This window comes from Bryobacter aggregatus MPL3 (genome assembly GCF_000702445.1).
Classification (GTDB): domain Bacteria; phylum Acidobacteriota; class Terriglobia; order Bryobacterales; family Bryobacteraceae; genus Bryobacter; species Bryobacter aggregatus.
Map to the genome: position 1 here is coordinate 4,079,287 of NZ_JNIF01000003.1, position 15,668 is coordinate 4,094,954.

12 protein-coding genes are annotated in these 15,668 nt (G+C 57.7%); 3 read left to right on the forward strand and 9 right to left on the reverse strand.

Annotated elements, in window-relative coordinates:
• Positions 1–61 precede the first annotated feature (61 nt).
• Positions 62–1,207 carry an ABC transporter permease gene (locus tag M017_RS0118885; RefSeq protein ID WP_031499716.1) on the reverse strand — a complete coding sequence of 382 codons (1,146 nt, stop codon included), beginning with the start codon at positions 1,205–1,207 and terminating at the stop codon, positions 62–64.
• Positions 1,208–1,403: 196 nt separating this feature from the next.
• Between M017_RS0118885 and M017_RS0118890 the strand changes: the two genes are divergently transcribed.
• Positions 1,404–1,946 carry an SRPBCC family protein gene (locus M017_RS0118890; RefSeq protein ID WP_031499717.1) on the forward strand — a complete coding sequence of 181 codons (543 nt, stop codon included), beginning with the start codon at positions 1,404–1,406 and terminating at the stop codon, positions 1,944–1,946.
• Here M017_RS0118890 and M017_RS0118895 read toward each other — a convergent pair.
• Genes M017_RS0118895 through M017_RS0118910 form a run of 4 tightly spaced genes read right to left on the reverse strand, consistent with a single transcriptional unit; the run spans position 1,921 to position 6,515 of the window.
• Positions 1,921–3,600 (reverse strand): hypothetical protein, encoded by a 1,680-nt coding sequence (locus tag M017_RS0118895; RefSeq protein WP_031499718.1) that lies wholly within the window; start codon positions 3,598–3,600, stop codon positions 1,921–1,923. The two genes, M017_RS0118890 and M017_RS0118895, sit on opposite strands and share 26 nt — an antisense overlap.
• 12 nt (positions 3,601–3,612) lie before the next feature.
• The gene (gene accC / locus M017_RS0118900; RefSeq protein ID WP_031499719.1) at positions 3,613–4,968 is read right to left on the reverse strand and encodes an acetyl-CoA carboxylase biotin carboxylase subunit; all 1,356 of its coding nucleotides are present in this window, start codon (positions 4,966–4,968) and stop codon (positions 3,613–3,615) included.
• 6 nt (positions 4,969–4,974) lie between these two features.
• Complete coding sequence (accB, locus tag M017_RS0118905; RefSeq protein WP_031499720.1) at positions 4,975–5,418, reverse strand: acetyl-CoA carboxylase biotin carboxyl carrier protein; 444 nt, start codon at positions 5,416–5,418, stop codon at positions 4,975–4,977.
• A gap of 8 nt (positions 5,419–5,426) precedes the next feature.
• Positions 5,427–6,515: a M24 family metallopeptidase gene (locus M017_RS0118910; protein ID WP_272945396.1), complete on the reverse strand. Its 1,089-nt coding sequence runs from the start codon at positions 6,513–6,515 to the stop codon at positions 5,427–5,429.
• A gap of 236 nt (positions 6,516–6,751) precedes the next feature.
• On the opposite strand from M017_RS0118910, the gene M017_RS0118915 reads away from it, so the two are divergent.
• On the forward strand, positions 6,752–7,783 hold the full coding sequence (locus tag M017_RS0118915; RefSeq protein WP_155121493.1) for a PEP-CTERM sorting domain-containing protein: 1,032 nt from the start codon (positions 6,752–6,754) through the stop codon (positions 7,781–7,783).
• Here M017_RS0118915 and tpx read toward each other — a convergent pair.
• The 3 genes from tpx to M017_RS0118930 are packed head-to-tail and all read right to left on the reverse strand — an operon-like array spanning position 7,744 to position 12,453.
• The gene (gene tpx, locus M017_RS0118920) at positions 7,744–8,247 is read right to left on the reverse strand and encodes a thiol peroxidase (RefSeq protein ID WP_031499723.1); all 504 of its coding nucleotides are present in this window, start codon (positions 8,245–8,247) and stop codon (positions 7,744–7,746) included. The genes M017_RS0118915 and tpx overlap by 40 nt on opposite strands.
• A complete protein-coding gene (locus tag M017_RS0118925) occupies positions 8,240–10,198 on the reverse strand; it encodes a thioredoxin domain-containing protein (protein WP_031499724.1) in 1,959 nt (652 codons plus the stop codon). The genes tpx and M017_RS0118925 overlap by 8 nt, the downstream gene beginning before the upstream one ends.
• Positions 10,195–12,453: a ribonuclease R family protein gene (locus M017_RS0118930; protein ID WP_031499725.1), complete on the reverse strand. Its 2,259-nt coding sequence runs from the start codon at positions 12,451–12,453 to the stop codon at positions 10,195–10,197. Before M017_RS0118930 ends, M017_RS0118925 begins: the two co-directional genes overlap by 4 nt.
• A 21-nt stretch (positions 12,454–12,474) precedes the next feature.
• On the opposite strand from M017_RS0118930, the gene M017_RS0118935 reads away from it, so the two are divergent.
• Complete coding sequence (locus M017_RS0118935; protein WP_035957875.1) at positions 12,475–14,091, forward strand: arylsulfatase; 1,617 nt, start codon at positions 12,475–12,477, stop codon at positions 14,089–14,091.
• 7 nt (positions 14,092–14,098) lie between these two features.
• On the opposite strand, the gene M017_RS0118940 is transcribed toward M017_RS0118935, so the two are convergent.
• Positions 14,099–15,025 (reverse strand): HEAT repeat domain-containing protein, encoded by a 927-nt coding sequence (locus M017_RS0118940; RefSeq protein WP_155121494.1) that lies wholly within the window; start codon positions 15,023–15,025, stop codon positions 14,099–14,101.
• Between the last annotated feature and the right edge of the window lie 643 nt (positions 15,026–15,668).

Below are 15,668 nucleotides of genomic sequence, written 5' to 3' on the forward strand. Positions count from 1 at the left end.
GAACTCGTGTACATGGAGTTGCAAAACAATATAGCCCAGCGGAATGCAGGAATCCAGGGCCTTACCGCAAGCGACTATTTCCCCGCGTCTCCAGGCGGATGCTCATCGCAGGCACGACGGAGAAGGGAACCGCGCAAAGAATCCCCAGTCCCAAAGCAATTCCGATAAAAATGGAATCGCACCGCATACTGTCCATCTGGGGAACAAATACACAAACTTCCGCCACCAGCCTCCTGGCCAACGCCAGCCCAAACACTGCCCCGCCCAATCCCAGGACAAGTCCTTCCGCAGCGAAAAGCTGGAAGAAGTGCAGCCTTCTCGAACCGAGCAGCACACGGAGAGCCAGCTCTCGCGATCTCCTGGACTGCCGTTTCAGATACCATTTCACGAGTGCGGCACAAGCCAGCAATAGCATGGCGAATCCTGCGCTTGCACCCCACCGCAGCGGTTGCTGGAGCGCTCCGGTGAGACTCTCTTGCAGCGCAACGGCGCGCACGCCCCATCTGGCATTGAAACGCGGATACTTCTGTTCGAGTTGCCGGGCGATCCCATTGAACTCAAGCTGCGCCGTCTGAATGCTCACTCCAGGCGCAAGTCGTGCGACGACATTCAGATATCGCCCCACATGGGTACGATCCTTGCGCTTCGGATGAAAGCGCAGGGGCAGCCACACATCGCAATGGGGGCTCCCCATCGTGAATGCATCGGCAGCCATCACGCCCACCACGAGTGCGTCCCGGCCATTCACAGGAATCGACTGGCCCACAATCGAAGCATCCCGCCCATAGCGTCGCGTGAACAAGCGGTCGCTGATCATCACCACCAGCGGAGCTCCATAGCGCCCATCGGCGATTTGAAATCCCGACCCCAGCGCCGGCCTCACGCCCAACACCTCGAAGAAATTCGGGCTCACCATCTGGCCTTCGACAATCTCAACGCTTGTTCCATCGAGCCGGGCTGCTGCATGGATCCACGTCGCGCTATCAAGCAGCGTGTTCGACTGTCGGGTCCAGTCGACAATGTTTGCAGGGGACACGGGAATCTCGCTTGCCCCTTCGGGCGAAGTTTCCCAAAGCCGCACCAGTTGTTTGGGTTCTTCCACCGCCAGAGGAACAAACTGAATCTGATACAGCAGCGAGAATACGGCCGTGTTCACTCCAATCGCAATCGACAGTGTCAGCAGGGCAATCCCAGTGAAGATCGGCATCCTGGCCAACGACCGCACTGGCTCCCACGAGATCCGCATATCTGCTCAGAAGCAATCGAAATGCCAGGAAAAACAGTGATTCTTGTGTCTAGATGCTTCCTCGACTGTCCGCTTTTGGAAATCCCCGTCGCGTTTTCGGACTCTCCCGCCGCGTCGGGTTGTAGACTAGCTAGGTATCTCCTCGGAGCGAATGAAAATGAAATACGTCCGCTGGGCTCTCCTCATCTTTCTCGCACTGGTCTGCTCGATTGCAGCCACCATTTTCCTCATGGGCCTTCGCGAAGGTGCCGATTCGATGAGCAACCGGGTGGAAATCAATCGGCCTGCTGCTGTTGTCTGGACTTATCTCGATGACCCTGTAAAAGCAAAGTCCTGGGTCGGATCGCTCAAGGAAATCAAGCAACTGACGCCTGGCGCCAAGGGCGTTGGAACAAAAGAAGTCTGGGTCATGACGGACCAGAACAACGCCGCGCAACAGATCGAGATCCAGTCCGAGATTACGGTGGATGAAGCTCCGAAGCGTCTCACGGTAAAGCTCATCGAACGAGAGACCTTCTCAGGCACCACCAACTACTTGCTGGAAGATCTCGGCGGCAATCGAACCGCCCTCACCGTCTCCAGTACTTTTCACTTCAACTACGGATTTGCCCGCTTCCTGCAGCCCATCATTATGCGGATGGCTACGGCGAAGATGGCGGAAGATCTGGATCGTCTCAAGGCCGTGGCGGAGCGGGAATAGTTTCCACCCAGCGATCACAGGCCAAGCAAACCAGCAGGCAGGGCTTCACCGCATCCATTCGTGCTTCGTACTTCTTCGAGGGGTTTGTGGTGTTCACGTGGACAAAGCGGGTGTCGGGATGCTCTTTGAGCAGTAGCGCCTGAATCGGATACTCCAACTGAAATATGTTGATATCCATCGCCAGATCGCGGCAGGAAGAAGCCCGCAGTTGCTGCATTGTCTCGTCATACTGCTTCCGCACATTCCACGGTTTCATGTCGTTGTAGTAAAGATCCTCGCGCGTGAACTGGAACATGTTCTCCGGTCCTCGTAGTGGTCTCACCCAGTTCTTGAACAGCATCAGCCGCGCACCGCTCAGGAAAAGCAAGCAAATGCTAACTTGTACAAGCCAATGCATGCGGGCCAGGCTCACACCCACCAGCGCCATGCCAAGGCTGAACAGCGGCAGCCACATGCGCGACATGAAGGGTTGCCACTTCAGATAGAAGCAGAACGCTGCTGTTCCCATCGCCATGGCCCCCAGAATCAGCAGTGCCCGCTTGTCCTGCTTCCAGGCCAGATAGATCGCCGCCCCCACCAGCAGCGCCAGATGCCAGCCATTGGCCGAGTCCGTCTCATGTAGCGTCCGCCGGGGAGCCGCATACTTTTCACCTCGCCAGGTCATGGCCGGATCGCTGGCCTGCAGGCCCAAGGCTTCATGGGCTTGGAGCGTCATCGCATAGACCCCGTCGTTCCAACGCTGTGATCCTGACCCCATCTGTTCGCTGAGATGGCGCATCAGATTCGAGGCAAGGGGCTGCCAACTGAGATACTCATTCCGCCACCGGTAGCGGCCGTCCGCTTGGGCGGAATCAAAGCCAAGCGGTGATCCGCTCAGGTCATAGTTCCGCCAGAAGAAAGGGCCGTTGATCAGCAGTACCAGCAGCGCCACATGGGGAATCGCCCGCGGAATCAGCAAGAGCACCAGCGGGCCGCAGAAGAGAAACGCAGTGCCTTTGGTCAAGCAGGCCAGCCCGCAAGCTGTTGCCACAGCCCACTTCCGGCCAGAGAGCGCGTAGGAGACCATCGTGATCAGCAGGAAGCTCAACAGCGCCTCATTTTTTACGCCAGAGCCCTGCATGATCCCGTTCGGTAAAGTGGCGGCGCAAAAGGCTGCCAGTGCCTGTCCTCGCGTGCCGGCGCCTAGGTTACGAGCCAATAGGCTGACGGCAATCAGATATCCGCCGGTGGAAAGCCAGGCGACACAGTTGGCCAGGCGGTCTCCGCCACTCAAGAGTTGAAAATGCAGCAGCAGATACTCATGCAGGGGCTGCAGCATGATCTGGTTGAGATAAGGCGTTGCGAAGAACTCGACGCTATGCTGCTGGATCCAGATCACGACGCGAGGCATATGATATGCCATCGCGTCGCTGGAATTGGGCGGGCTAACCAGTGCCGTAAAGCCTTCAATAGCCCAGATCCCGGCAACCGGAATCCACTCCCACGAGAAATCCCACTTCACCCCGCGCAGGCCCATCGTCCAGAGCGCAAGAATGGCCGCCCAGACAATCGCAATCGCTGGCCGCCCAATCCAGTGCACGGCGCTGAGGAGCTCCGTTGTGATGGCCACGGCCAGAACCGTGATCAGTCCAAGGGCAACGAAGCGTTCGCGCAAAGCGAATCTCTCTTAGTGCTTCTGAATCGAAGCGAGTTTGCGAGCGATAAAGGTCGTGTCGAAGTTGCCCGAAGCGAAATCTTCATCGTCCATGATCTTCCGCTGCAGCGGAATTGAAGTGTAGATCCCTTCCACCACAAACATATCGAGCGCACGTTTCATCCGCGCGATCGCTTCAGTACGGTCACGGCCATGGACGATCAGCTTTGCCACCAGAGAGTCATAATAAGGCGGAATCACACCGTCTGTATAGACAGCGGTGTCCACGCGTACGCCAATGCCACCGGGCAGATTGAGGCCGGTAATCTTGCCAGGGCAGGGTGCGAAAGTTTCGGGATGCTCGGCATTGATGCGGCACTCAATGGCATGTCCATTCAGGCGGATCGGTCCCTCGAGAATGTCTTCCAGCCGCTCGCCAGCTGCAATGCGAATCTGCGACTTCACCAGGTCAATCCCCGTAATCATCTCGGTCACCGGATGTTCCACCTGAATGCGGGCGTTCACTTCAATGAAGTACAACTTGCCCTGTTCATCCATCAGAAATTCCACCGTGCCGGCGTTGCGATAGCCAATCGCCTTCAGCGCCTTCTTCAGGGCCGCGATGGTCTCCTCCCGCAACTGCGGGCTCATGACAGGAGAAGGAGCTTCTTCGATCAACTTCTGGTGCCGGCGCTGGATCGAGCACTCGCGCTCGCCCAACACCTCGACATTGCCATGCTCATCGGCGAGCACTTGGAACTCGATATGCCGTGGGGCGCCAATGTACTTCTCGAGATAGATATCTGGCACCGTAAAGGCTGCACCAGCTTCGTTCTGCGCCTGCGCCAATAGGTTCGGCAGTTCTTCGGCGGAATGGACCACACGCATGCCGCGTCCGCCGCCGCCGGCTGCCGCCTTCAGAATCACCGGGTAGCCGATTTTGGCGGCATAGTCCAGTGCTTCTTCGGCACTGGTCAGCGCTTCCGGCGAACCGGGCAGCACGGGCACCCCGGCTTCCTTCATCACTTGGCGCGCCTTCTGCTTCAGGCCCATCATCCGCGTCACTTCGGGCGTCGGACCAATGAACTTGATCCCGCTCATGCCGCAGACTTCGGCAAAGCGATCATTCTCGCTGAGGAAGCCATAGCCGGGATGGATCGCTTCGGCATTGGTGATCTCAGCCGCGCTGATCACGCTCGGGATGTCGAGATAGCTGCGGGCGCTCTTGGCGGGACCGATGCAAACCGCTTCGTCCGCGAAGCGGACATGCAAGCTATGCCGGTCCGCTTCGGAGTAAACCGCAACGGTCTTAATCCCAAGGTCCTTGGCTGCGCAGATGACGCGCAGGGCGATTTCGCCACGATTGGCAATCAGAATTTTCTGGAACATGGCGCCTTAGTTTGGCCGGATCGTGAACAGTGCTTCGCCATATTCAACAGGCTTACCGTTCTCTACCAGCTTGGCGACCACAACGCCAGAGACTTCCGCTTCAATCTCATTCATCAGCTTCATCGATTCGATAATGCAAACGGTCGTCTTCGCCGTAACCGGATCGCCCACCTTCACAAAGGGCCCGGCCTCGGGGGACGGGGACTCATAGAAGGTCCCAACGATCGGGGACTTGATCGTGTAGAGGTTGTCCTTGGGCGCAATGGGCGCAGCGTTTGCCGCAGTTGCGGGTGGCGGCGCCACAGGAGCGGCGCTAGGCGCCAGAATCACTTCCTGCCGGACGGCCGCGCGCTGGATCCGGACTCGGTTCTCGCCACGCTGTACTTCCAGTTCCGCTACGCCGGTTTCATCGGCGAGCCGGATCAGTTCTTTGATCTCTTCAATATTCATCGCAGGGTCTAACCTACTATTGTCCAACCTTTTGGGGTCGGTGTGAGAATCTCTACTCCGCTTTCCGTCACGATCACCGTATCTTCGATCCGAACGCCCCCAAATCCGGGCTGATAAACGCCTGGTTCGACGGTAATCGCCATTCCCGCTTCCAACACCGTCTGGTCTGCTTTGCCTAGCCGCGGAGCTTCGTGGATCTCCAGTCCCAGTCCATGGCCGGTGGAATGGACAAAAAGTTTGTCGAGCTTGTGCCTCTTTAGCGCTTTGACCGCTGCCGCATGGATGTCCGCCGCAGTGCGTCCCGGCCGAATGGCAGCCAGCGCATCCAATTGCGATTCGAGGACCGCCTCATACATCCGGATCGCCTGCTCCGGCATTGTGCCGACGCCCAGCGTACGTGTCATGTCGCTCATATAGCCATGGAGACACGCACCCATATCGATCAACAGAAAGCCACCCGGCTCGATCTTGGCATCCCGCGGGCTCGCATGAGGTAAGGCAGAGTGCGCACCACTGGCCACGATCGTGTCAAAGGCTGGGCCTTCCGCACCCAGCTTGCGTTGTTGGTAATCGATCTCGGTGGCCAGGTCTTTTTCGCGAATGCCGGGCTTGAAGCGCTTCATCGCATTTGCGAATGCCTTGGAATTCAGTAGGACGCTCGCGCGAATTGCCGCGATTTCTTCCTCGGACTTTACCCACCTGGGCCTTTCGGCAGACGTTCCGAGCGGCACGAGTTTCCCCATGGCCGACAGGGCCTTAGAAAATCCATAGGAAGCCCGGGCATCCTCGAAGCCAATTTTCTTATATTTTAGGGCTTTCGCCTTAGTCTCTAGTGCCTTTAAAAGAGGCCCTTTGGCGACCGTAACCGGGCAGGAGACTTGTTCCTTCGCCTGGGTTGTATACCGGGGGTCGGTGAACAACCTGAGTCCTTTGCCGTCGACCAGGAGCAGCGCGTTCGATCCGGTGAAAGCGGTGTAGTATCTGATGTTTACGAGGCTACTGAGGACAATTGCATCCACCTTTTTCTCGGCGAGCAATCCGCGTAGTACTCTCGTTCGCAGGGACAGCTGAGACGGGTTTGGAGAGGAGTTCTGCAAGCTGAAATGGTACCATTACCGACTACATTCAGAGTTTAGAAAACATGGCCTCAAAACTAAGATATCCGACGCTACCATTTTGAGTGTAGAAGTATATGAATCGTCGAATCCAAGAAGGAATGCTGGTACTGCTTGTCGCGGGACTTCAGTTCGCTTGCTCCCGTGAATCGAGAAAAGAGAACGAAGTCGCCGCTCGTTTTCATGCCGTAGAGGTTGAGCCCAATCATCAAGTTGACTTGTCAAAACGGCAGGTATTTCCTTTCTCTGTTGTGCCTGGGGGCACACTCGACCAGAAGGAAGTCAAAGCGAAGGTTGCGATCGACCCGGTGGTCCGGGAGCATTACAAAGGAATCGATTTTGACAAGCTCAAGGCTTTCCGGCTGACGCGGCCTGCAACCGGCTATGTTTCCTACCGCATCGGGGACCGTATCTTCTGGACGGCGAAACGTCTTGCTTTCAAACCCGGCGAGATTTTGCTGAGTGACGGTGTGAACGTGCTCCGCGGGCGCTGTGGCAACCGGGTTTCGCTCCAGGCGAAGGGGCCGGTTCAAAAAAATGCGGAGCCTTCAGAAGCTGTTCTCGATGCCCCGAGCTGGGATGGTCCTGTTTTTCAAGCCATGGTTCGCGAGGCGAATGGCCAGGATTCCGGTTTGCCTTTCGTGCTGCCGAACCAAATGCCGAATGCCATTGCTACGATGCAGCATGACTTGCCGGATGGTCTCTTTCCCATTGCTCCCAGCGTTCTTAATAGCGGACCCGGTATGATCGGCGGTGGGTTGCCTGGCGGCCTCAGCAGTGGTGGTCAGAATGAATCTCCGGTGCTTGAGTCGCATCCTCCCTTTGTCTATATCGCGACGAATCCCGTGTTTCCGCCGGTTCCCGGCATCATTATCAATCCGCAGCCGCCCTTGGAATTTCCTACTGGCCCGGAGCCCATCTTCTACGTTCCTGTGCCCTCAACCAGCACTTCAGTGCTCTTCATGCCCGGGCCGAATCCTGGTGTGCTTCCTCCCACCGTGCAACCCCCAGACTGGCCGGTTTTTCCGCCGGGAGCGCCGTTTCCTCCGATTTACGAGCCTCCTGGGACGCCAATCGTGCCGGAAGTTGACCCGCCGATTGTGGTTCCGCCTGGTGAAAATCCGATTCCAGACGCACCACCGCCGCAGGTGGCACCTGTCCCAGAGCCAGGGACTCTGTTGTTGGTACCCGCTGCGGCGGCGTGGTTGTTCTACTTGAGGCGGTCTGCGGCGGCCAAAGCCGGCTCGTAAGCCGGATGCTCGGACATCTCGCTGACGTACTCGACGTGCTGGATGACGTTGTTCTTATCGATGACAAAGATCGCGCGGCTTTCAAAGCGGAGCGGCTCGATGAGCGTGCCGTAGTTGGTGCCAAAGCTGGCATTCTTGTGGTCGCTGAGCATCTTGACCTTGTCGATGCCGAAGTTGCTGCACCAGCGGCTCTGCGCGAAGGGCAGATCCATCGAGACCGTGTAGACTTCGACGCCTTCCATCTTGGCGATCTCATCATTGAAGCGTTTGGTCTGCGCATCGCAGACCGGGGTGTCGAGGCTCGGCACGACGCTGATGATGCGCACCGTGCCACCATCGCCGAGAGTCACCGATTTCATATCGGAGCCGGTGAGTTCAAAATTCGGGGCTTTGTCGCCCACTTTCAATTCAGGGCCAACCAGCTTCAGCGGGTTGCCGTGCAGAGTCGTAACACGATCAGACATGAGTAGAGTTTAGCAGCGCCTCCAAATCGCTCCCGTTGTGAACGGGCAACTGGCAAACGAAGTTCTCGCAGACATAAGCGCCCGGCTTCTGGCCCTCTGGCCGGTAAAGGATCCGGTGGAAGGGCAGGAAGCGTTTGTCGAGCACTTTGCGGTATTCGGAGACATCCTCGCCTTCGAGAATGATCTGCCGCGGCGGCAGCGCGAGCAGAGCGCCAACCATACGGGGCATGGTGCCCATGCGCTTGGCAAAGGCGCGGAAGGTCTTCTCCGGATCTTCCCCCAAACGGAGCAGCACTTGGGCAGCGATGGAATTGCCGCTCGGTTCTGCGCCGTCGTAATCGTCCTTGATGCGCAACAGGACGTTTGCATCGGCTTCGGTGGTCGAGTAGAAGCCACCGGCTTCGTGGTCTTCAAAGAGGTCGGTCATATCGCCGGCGAGCTTGCGGGCGAGGTCGATGTAGTGCTCGTTTGCAGTGGCCTCGTAGAGGTCGATCAGCGCATAGGCGAAGCTCGCATAGTCGTCGAGGAAGCCGGGGATCGCAGCCTCGCCATCGCGGTAGCGGCGGAGCAGGATTCCGTTTGCTGTCAGTAGCTTGTCTTCGATAAACTTTGTTGCTGCAATCGCTGCGTCCAGGTAGCGGGGCTCGTTGAGGGCGCGGCCTGCGGTGACGAAGGCCGAGATCATGAGCGCGTTCCAGGAGGTGAGCACCTTGTCGTCGAGATGCGGGCGGACGCGCTGGTTGCGGGCGGCGAGCAGTTTGGCGCGGAGTTCCTCAGGTAGGGGATCGGTGTCGGGGTTGGACAGGTAGAGGATGTTCTTGCCGGTGAATTCCGCGTGCGGGTCTTCGTGGACGTTGCCGTTGCGCTCGATGCCGAAGCGCTTGGCAAACCAGGGCATGCGGTCTGCGCCAACGATCGATTCGAGCTCTTCCCAGGACCAGATGTAGAAGGCGCCTTCGCCCTTCTCATGCGGGTGCGCCGGGTCGATGACGCTGTCCGCATCTTCGGCAGAGTAGAAAGCTCCTTCGGGGTGGCGGAGGTCGCGCAGGACGTAGTCGAGGGTTTCGCGGGCGGTCTGTGCGAGCGCTTTGTTGCCGGTGAGCTGGTAGGCCTCGATGTAGGCGTTGACGAGTTGGGCCTGGTCATAGAGCATCTTCTCGAAGTGCGGGACGAACCACTGCGCGTCAACCGAGTAGCGGTGGAAGCCGCCGCCGAGTTGATCGTTCATTCCACCGAGCGCCATCTCCTGGAGGGTCTTGACGGCCATCTCAAGCGAGTCCTCTGTTTTGGTGACGAGGTAATGGCGGAGGAGGAAGTTCAGCGTTACGGGGCGAGGGAACTTCGGCGCGGCTCCGAAGCCGCCGAGGTTCTTGTCAAAGGAACGGCTCATGCCGTGGTAGATGGTCTCGGCGACCTTTCGCGTATCGATGACACCTTCGCCGGGTGAGCTGTAGTTGTTGTGGCGCAGGCTCTCAAGCATGGAGTCCGTGGAGTCCAGGATGCGCGGGCGATCGGTCTTCCAGGCGTTGGCGAGCTGTTGCAGCACGGTGCGGAAGCCGGGACGGCCGTAGCGGTTCTCCGGCGGGAAGTAAGTGCCGCCGTAGAAGGGCTTCAAGTCTGGAGTGAGCCAGACGCTCATCGGCCAACCGCCAGAGCCAGTGGTGGCCTGGACGAACATCATATAGATGCGGTCGATGTCGGGACGCTCTTCGCGGTCGAGCTTGATCGAGATGAAGTCGCCGTTGAGGACTTCGGCGATCGACTCGTTCTCGAAGCTTTCGCGCTCCATAACATGGCACCAGTGGCAGGTGGAGTAGCCGATGCTCAGGAAGATCGGCTTGTCCTCGGCACGCGCGGCGGCAAAGGCCTCTTCGCCCCAGGGACGCCAGTCGACCGGGTTGTTGGCGTGCTGGAGGAGGTAGGGGCTCTTCTCGCCCGCGAGGCGGTTCATTGCGTCACCAGCATGAAGCTGAGTCGCTTCTCGTAGAGATCTACTTTGACGAGTGCGACCTGGACTTTGTCGCCGACGGAGAAGGCGCGTTTCGATCGTTCGCCGACGATCTTGCGGGAGAATTCGTTGTACATATAGCGGTCCTTGGGGAGGCTGTCGATGGGTACGAGACCTTCGATGAACAGCTCTTCTAATTCGATGAAGAAGCCGAACTTGGTGGTGGAGATGATCATCGCGTGGAAGTGGTCTCCAACACGGTCGCTCATAAAGCGCATCTTCTTCCATTCGACGAGTTCGCGTTCGGCCTCGGCGGCGCGGCGTTCGCTGAAGCTGGTGTCTTCGCCGAGTTGCTTCAGATACTCTTCCTCGAACCGCATGCCCGTGAGGATGCGATGGACGATGAGATCGGGGTAACGGCGAATGGGCGAGGTGAAGTGTGTGTAGGCCGGCGCGGCGAGGGCGAAGTGGCCGACGTTGTCGTTCGAGTAGCGAGCCTGTTTCAGCGAGCGGAGCATGAGGTAGCTGACGATGCGCTCCTCGGGCTTGCCTTCGATTTTGGCGACAAGCTTCTGGTAATTCTTCGAAGTGACGGTGTGAGTGGGGTTGTTGATGACGATGTCACGGCGGATCTTGCGGCCGTCCCGCGTGCTTTGAGTGTTGCGGTACTTCTTGACCGGGACGGCTCCCATGCCGAGCGAGACGCCGAATTTTGAGGCAGCCTCTTCGAATTCGGCCACGCGCTTGGCGTCGGGTTGCTCGTGGATGCGGTAGAGGCTGGGGATGCCTTTGGCCTGGAGGTGCGTGGCAACGGCTTCGTTGGCGGCGAGCATCAGTTCCTCAATGAGGCGGTGGGCGATGTTGCGCGGGCCGCGGGAGACGCCGACCATCTCGCCGAAGGTGTCGAATTCGATGATCGGTTCGGGGAGATCGAAGTCGATGGAACCGCGACGGCTGCGCATGCGGTTCAACACCAGAGCCAACTCCTTCATGAGTTCGAAGCGTTCGACGAGCGGAGCGTAGCGGTCCCGCAGGTCGGCTTGCTCTTCGGGCGTGCCTTCGAGCAGCTTGTAGACGTTGGTGTAGGTCATGCGCTCCCGGCTGCGGATGACGCCACGGGTGAAGTCCTGCGCGAGGACTTGCCCTTTATGATCGATGTGGAGTAAGGCGCTGAGCACGAGACGCTCTTCATTGGGGCGGAGACTGCAGAGATCGGTGGAAAGCTCGATGGGCAGCATGGGGACGGCGCGGTCCGGGAAGTAGACGCTGGTGCCGCGCAGCATGGCTTCCTCGTCGATGGCCGAGCCGGGGCGGATGTACCAGGAGACGTCGGCGATGTGGACCTGCAGCTTGTAGCTTTGATCGGGGAGCTTCTCGACCCAGACGGCATCGTCGAAGTCGCGAGCGGATTCACCGTCGATGGTGACGATATCGTAGTCGCGGAAGTCGGTACGGCCTTCCCATTCGGCAGGGCCGAAGTCGCGCTTCATGCTGTGGGCTTCTTCGAGCACGGCTTGCGGGAAATGATGCGGCAGGTGGTGCTTGCGGATCATGATCTCGACATCGACGCCGAAGTCGTCTTCGAAGCCGAGCAGTTCGATGACGCGGCCGACGCCATTGGCGTCTTCGTCTGGGAAGTCGAGGACCTCGACGGTGACCATCATGCCGTTGATGTCTTCGACCTTGTCCGCCTTGATCTCGGTTTGGCCGACGCGATCGGGATTGACGTGGGGCGGTGGGAGCTCCATGCCTTCGGGAATTTCAATCCACTGCTTGATCTTCTGGTCATAGGGGACGACGAAGTTGCCGCGGCGGGTGATGCGGAATTCGCCAACCATCTGCTGGTTGGCCCGATGGAGGACACGGACGATGTCGCCATTGGCTTTGCCGTCGCGGCCGATGCGTCCAATGCGGACGAGGACACGGTCACCGTGCATTGCCTTGTGAGCGTCGTCCTGATTGATAAAGATATCGCCCTCGAGGCCTTCGGGCTTCTGGTCGAGGATGACAAAGCCGAAGCCATCGCGGTGCATGCGGAGAGTGCCGGCAGAGAACTCGCGGGCCTTTGAGGCGAGCTGGAAGGTGTTGTTCCGGAGCTCGACCAGCAGACCCTTGCGGGCCAGGCGCTGGACGGAGCGTTCCACTTCTTCCCGGCGCATGCCTTTGGAGCCGAGCTCGCGGGTCAGGTTGCGGAGCGTCGTGCGGCCGTTCGGCAATCGATTGATGTGCGCTAAGAGCGCTTCGTCCTTCACAACCATATTGTCGGCTACAATCAGCCCATGATGACGAGAAGAGGTGTGCTGCCGTTGTTGGCCGCACCAGTACTGGCTGCAACGCGCAAGCCGAATGTGATTTTTATCCTGACCGATGACCAGGGCTATGGGGATCTTTCGCTGAACGGGAATCAGCATCTGCAGACTCCACATATTGATTCTTTGGCCAAAGATGGAGTTCGGTTTACTCACTTTCATTCGGCGCCGGTTTGCAGTCCGACGCGGTCCTGCCTGCTGACGGGACGTTACAACTATCGGACCGGGGTGGTGGATACCTATCTCGGCCGGAGCATGATGCATGGGGACGAAGTGACGCTGGCTGAGATGCTGAAGCCCGCGGGTTATAAGACCGGCATCTTTGGCAAGTGGCATCTGGGGGATAACTATCCGCTTCGCTCGATCGATCAGGGCTTTGAGGACAGCCTGGTGCTGAACGGCGGCGGGCTGGTGCAGCCGGGAGATGTGCCGGAAGCATTCAGCGGCGTGAGGCCTTCCTACTTTGATCCGGTGCTGAGCCGCAATGGGAAGTGGGAGCCGCAGAAGGGCTATTGCACCGATATCTACTTTCGCGAGGCGATGCGCTTTATCGATGAGAATCAGGCGAAGCCGTTCTTCTGCTACATCCCGACCAATGCGCCCCATACGCCGCTTGAGGTGGCTCCGGAACTGGTGGCTCCGTTCTTGAAGATGGCGCTGGATGATGTGACCGCCAAGATCTATGGCATGGTCAAGAACATTGATGACAATGTCGGGCTGTTGCTGGCGCATCTGAAGAAGCGGCAACTGGAGCGCGACACCATCGTGGTTTTTATGACCGATAACGGGCCGCAGCAGAAGCGTTTTAATGCGGGTCTGCGGGGCTTGAAGACGACGCCCTATGAGGGTGGGGTGAGGGTTCCTTTTCTGATGCGGTGGCCGGGGAAGATTGCTCCGGGGACCGTGGTGGATCGGCTGGCCGCGCACATTGACGTTGCTCCGACCTTTCTTGAGATGACGGGTGTGAAGACGAAGTCGAAGATGGATGGGCGGAGTTTGTTGCCGCTGCTTAGTGCCAAGAAGACGGAGTGGAAGGATCGCGAGATCTTCTTGCAGTGGCATCGCGGGGATGAGCCACGGGCCTTTGAGAATTCGGCGGTTGTGACACAGCGCTATAAGTTGGTGAACGGTTCTGAGTTGTATGACCTTGAGACCGATCCGGGGGAATCGAAAGACCTCGCCCGGGAGCAGCCGGAGCGTGTGACGAAGTTACGTGCCGCTTATGAAGTCTGGTTCCGCGATGTTTCTGGGACGCGCGGGTATGCGCCGCCACGGATTGTGTTTGATGGCCAGTCGACCGTGTTGCTGACGCGTCAGGATTGGCGCGGACCGAAGGCGACCTGGACGCCAGAGGGACTGGGGCATTGGGAAGTGAAGGTGGAGTCTGCCGGGCCTTATGACGTGTCGCTGTTGTTTGCTCCTTCGGCTCAATCTCGGGAGTTAGAGGCGTCTTGGTTGGGCAAACATACGCTGAAGCCGGGTCAGAAACGCCTTGATTTGAAGGGGGTTTCGCTGCCGCTCGGAGAGGCGCGCTTTGAGTGCCATCCGGGGCTGGATTATGCGTGGTTCCGGCGGGCGGGGAGCTAGGCGGTACTTACCGTTCCATGTGCTGGAGCAGGCGTTGTGCTAGATCCCGTAGTTCGGTATCTTTGGTCCGAAGCTGCAGTTCTCGAATCTTGGGCGTGACTCGTTTGGTTATTGATGGTGCGAATAGTTCCAGTGTTCGCACTGCTTCTTTAACCACATTTGAATCGCTGTCGTCTAATGCAGCTATGGCGGCCGTTGCGTAGCGAGGTTGCCGCAATTGTTGCCGGTAGATTGTGTTGAGCGCAGCAAGCTTAAGTTCAGGTCGAGGGGCAGTAGTCACCATGCTGTCCAAGAGTGTCGCCGCTTGTTCATTGGTTGCCGCGAGTCGCCCCAATCCGGAGACAGCGGCGACCGCTGTGCGGGCGTCCTCGTTCTCCGTAGCGTTTCTAAGTGGCTCCATAAAAATGACAGGAATGCTGGGTTGAAGTGCCGAAATGGTGAGTGCAGCGTTGTAGCGGACCCGGAGATGCGGGTCGTTCAATTGCTTCATCAAAATAGGAAACCACTCCTCCAATGCCAGCGCGCTATCTTTCCTACCGAAAGATACGGTGTAGAGAAATCCAGAAGCTTGGAGTCGGATTTTCTCATTTCGGTTGAACTGAGGAAGAAGATCCTTGAGCTCTAACTTCAAGCTTCCAACGTCCTCTGTTACCAATCGAGGAATTACTGTCCCAAATGTCTCGGCTCTAGCCGCGTCGCTTATGGTCAGATTGTCATTTGTCAGTCCGTCGAATAGTTTTTCCCAGTTTAGCTGTTGCCCGAGTAACGAGTTAAGTGAAAGTGCCAGAAAAGCAACATTGATTCGAATTATGTTCATTAAAGATACCTCGAGTCTAATAAATGGTTCCGCTTGTTGATCCACTACGCGTTCCAATCCCGGCCAAGCATGGCGCAATGTCGAGGATAGGGTGGTTCCCGGCAGGCGTAAAGGCATGAATGAGTTGCGCTCCGATGTAAACTTCAAATGCTGGATAACAATCGTGTGAGTAGCTAACACTATAAGTTGGAATCAGTGGGATGGCTGATGAAATAATTGTTGTTACATCCCAGTCTATCTCTGGAGTCGATAATGTTGAGACGGGGTTTCCGGCACTACCGTACTGATGAATGTAGAGAGTCGGTGCCGTTCCGCTTAGTCCGATGTACATGTTGTTGGTCGGAGAGTATCCTCTTTTGTCTAAGTAATGACAGTCATTGAATATATGATCACTCAGTAATGTCTGGTTTGGTTGAAGCGCATCGGATGCATAGCGATCACTGCGGCCGGTATAATTATGGATAGAGTTCGCGATCGCCTGTCCTGCAGTAGTATCGACCTTAATCTCTGAATGTGTTCGAACTGCTGAAGTATATGGAAAAAAGGAGCGCCCGTCTCCTCCGTAGATGGTTGATTTAATATTAAAGCTACTATCTATGCATGTGTCAGGTCCCCAAGCCCATTTTGGGGGGGATAAATGATCTGACTTTTACACTGAAAACTCGCTTCGGTGCTGGAAGTTGTGCCGCTGCACCACTGTCTCCCAGCTCGATAAGTTGAGCAAAGGCCCTTACGGCGATCACAGGAGGAGACCATAGCC

Bases quoted from the DNA above. Each gene is read 5' to 3' on its own strand.
- M017_RS0118885 (WP_031499716.1), bottom strand. From the start codon at position 1,207: ATGCCGATCTTCACTGGGATTGCCCTGCTGACACTGTCGATTGCGATT.
- M017_RS0118890 (WP_031499717.1), top strand. From the start codon at position 1,404: ATGAAATACGTCCGCTGGGCTCTCCTCATCTTTCTCGCACTGGTCTGC.
- accC (WP_031499719.1), bottom strand. From the start codon at position 4,968: ATGTTCCAGAAAATTCTGATTGCCAATCGTGGCGAAATCGCCCTGCGC.
- accB (WP_031499720.1), bottom strand. From the start codon at position 5,418: ATGAATATTGAAGAGATCAAAGAACTGATCCGGCTCGCCGATGAAACC.
- tpx (WP_031499723.1), bottom strand. From the start codon at position 8,247: ATGTCTGATCGTGTTACGACTCTGCACGGCAACCCGCTGAAGCTGGTT.
- M017_RS0118925 (WP_031499724.1), bottom strand. From the start codon at position 10,198: ATGAACCGCCTCGCGGGCGAGAAGAGCCCCTACCTCCTCCAGCACGCC.
- M017_RS0118930 (WP_031499725.1), bottom strand. From the start codon at position 12,453: ATGGTTGTGAAGGACGAAGCGCTCTTAGCGCACATCAATCGATTGCCG.
- M017_RS0118935 (WP_035957875.1), top strand. From the start codon at position 12,475: ATGATGACGAGAAGAGGTGTGCTGCCGTTGTTGGCCGCACCAGTACTG.
- M017_RS0118940 (WP_155121494.1), bottom strand. From the start codon at position 15,025: ATGCCTTTACGCCTGCCGGGAACCACCCTATCCTCGACATTGCGCCAT.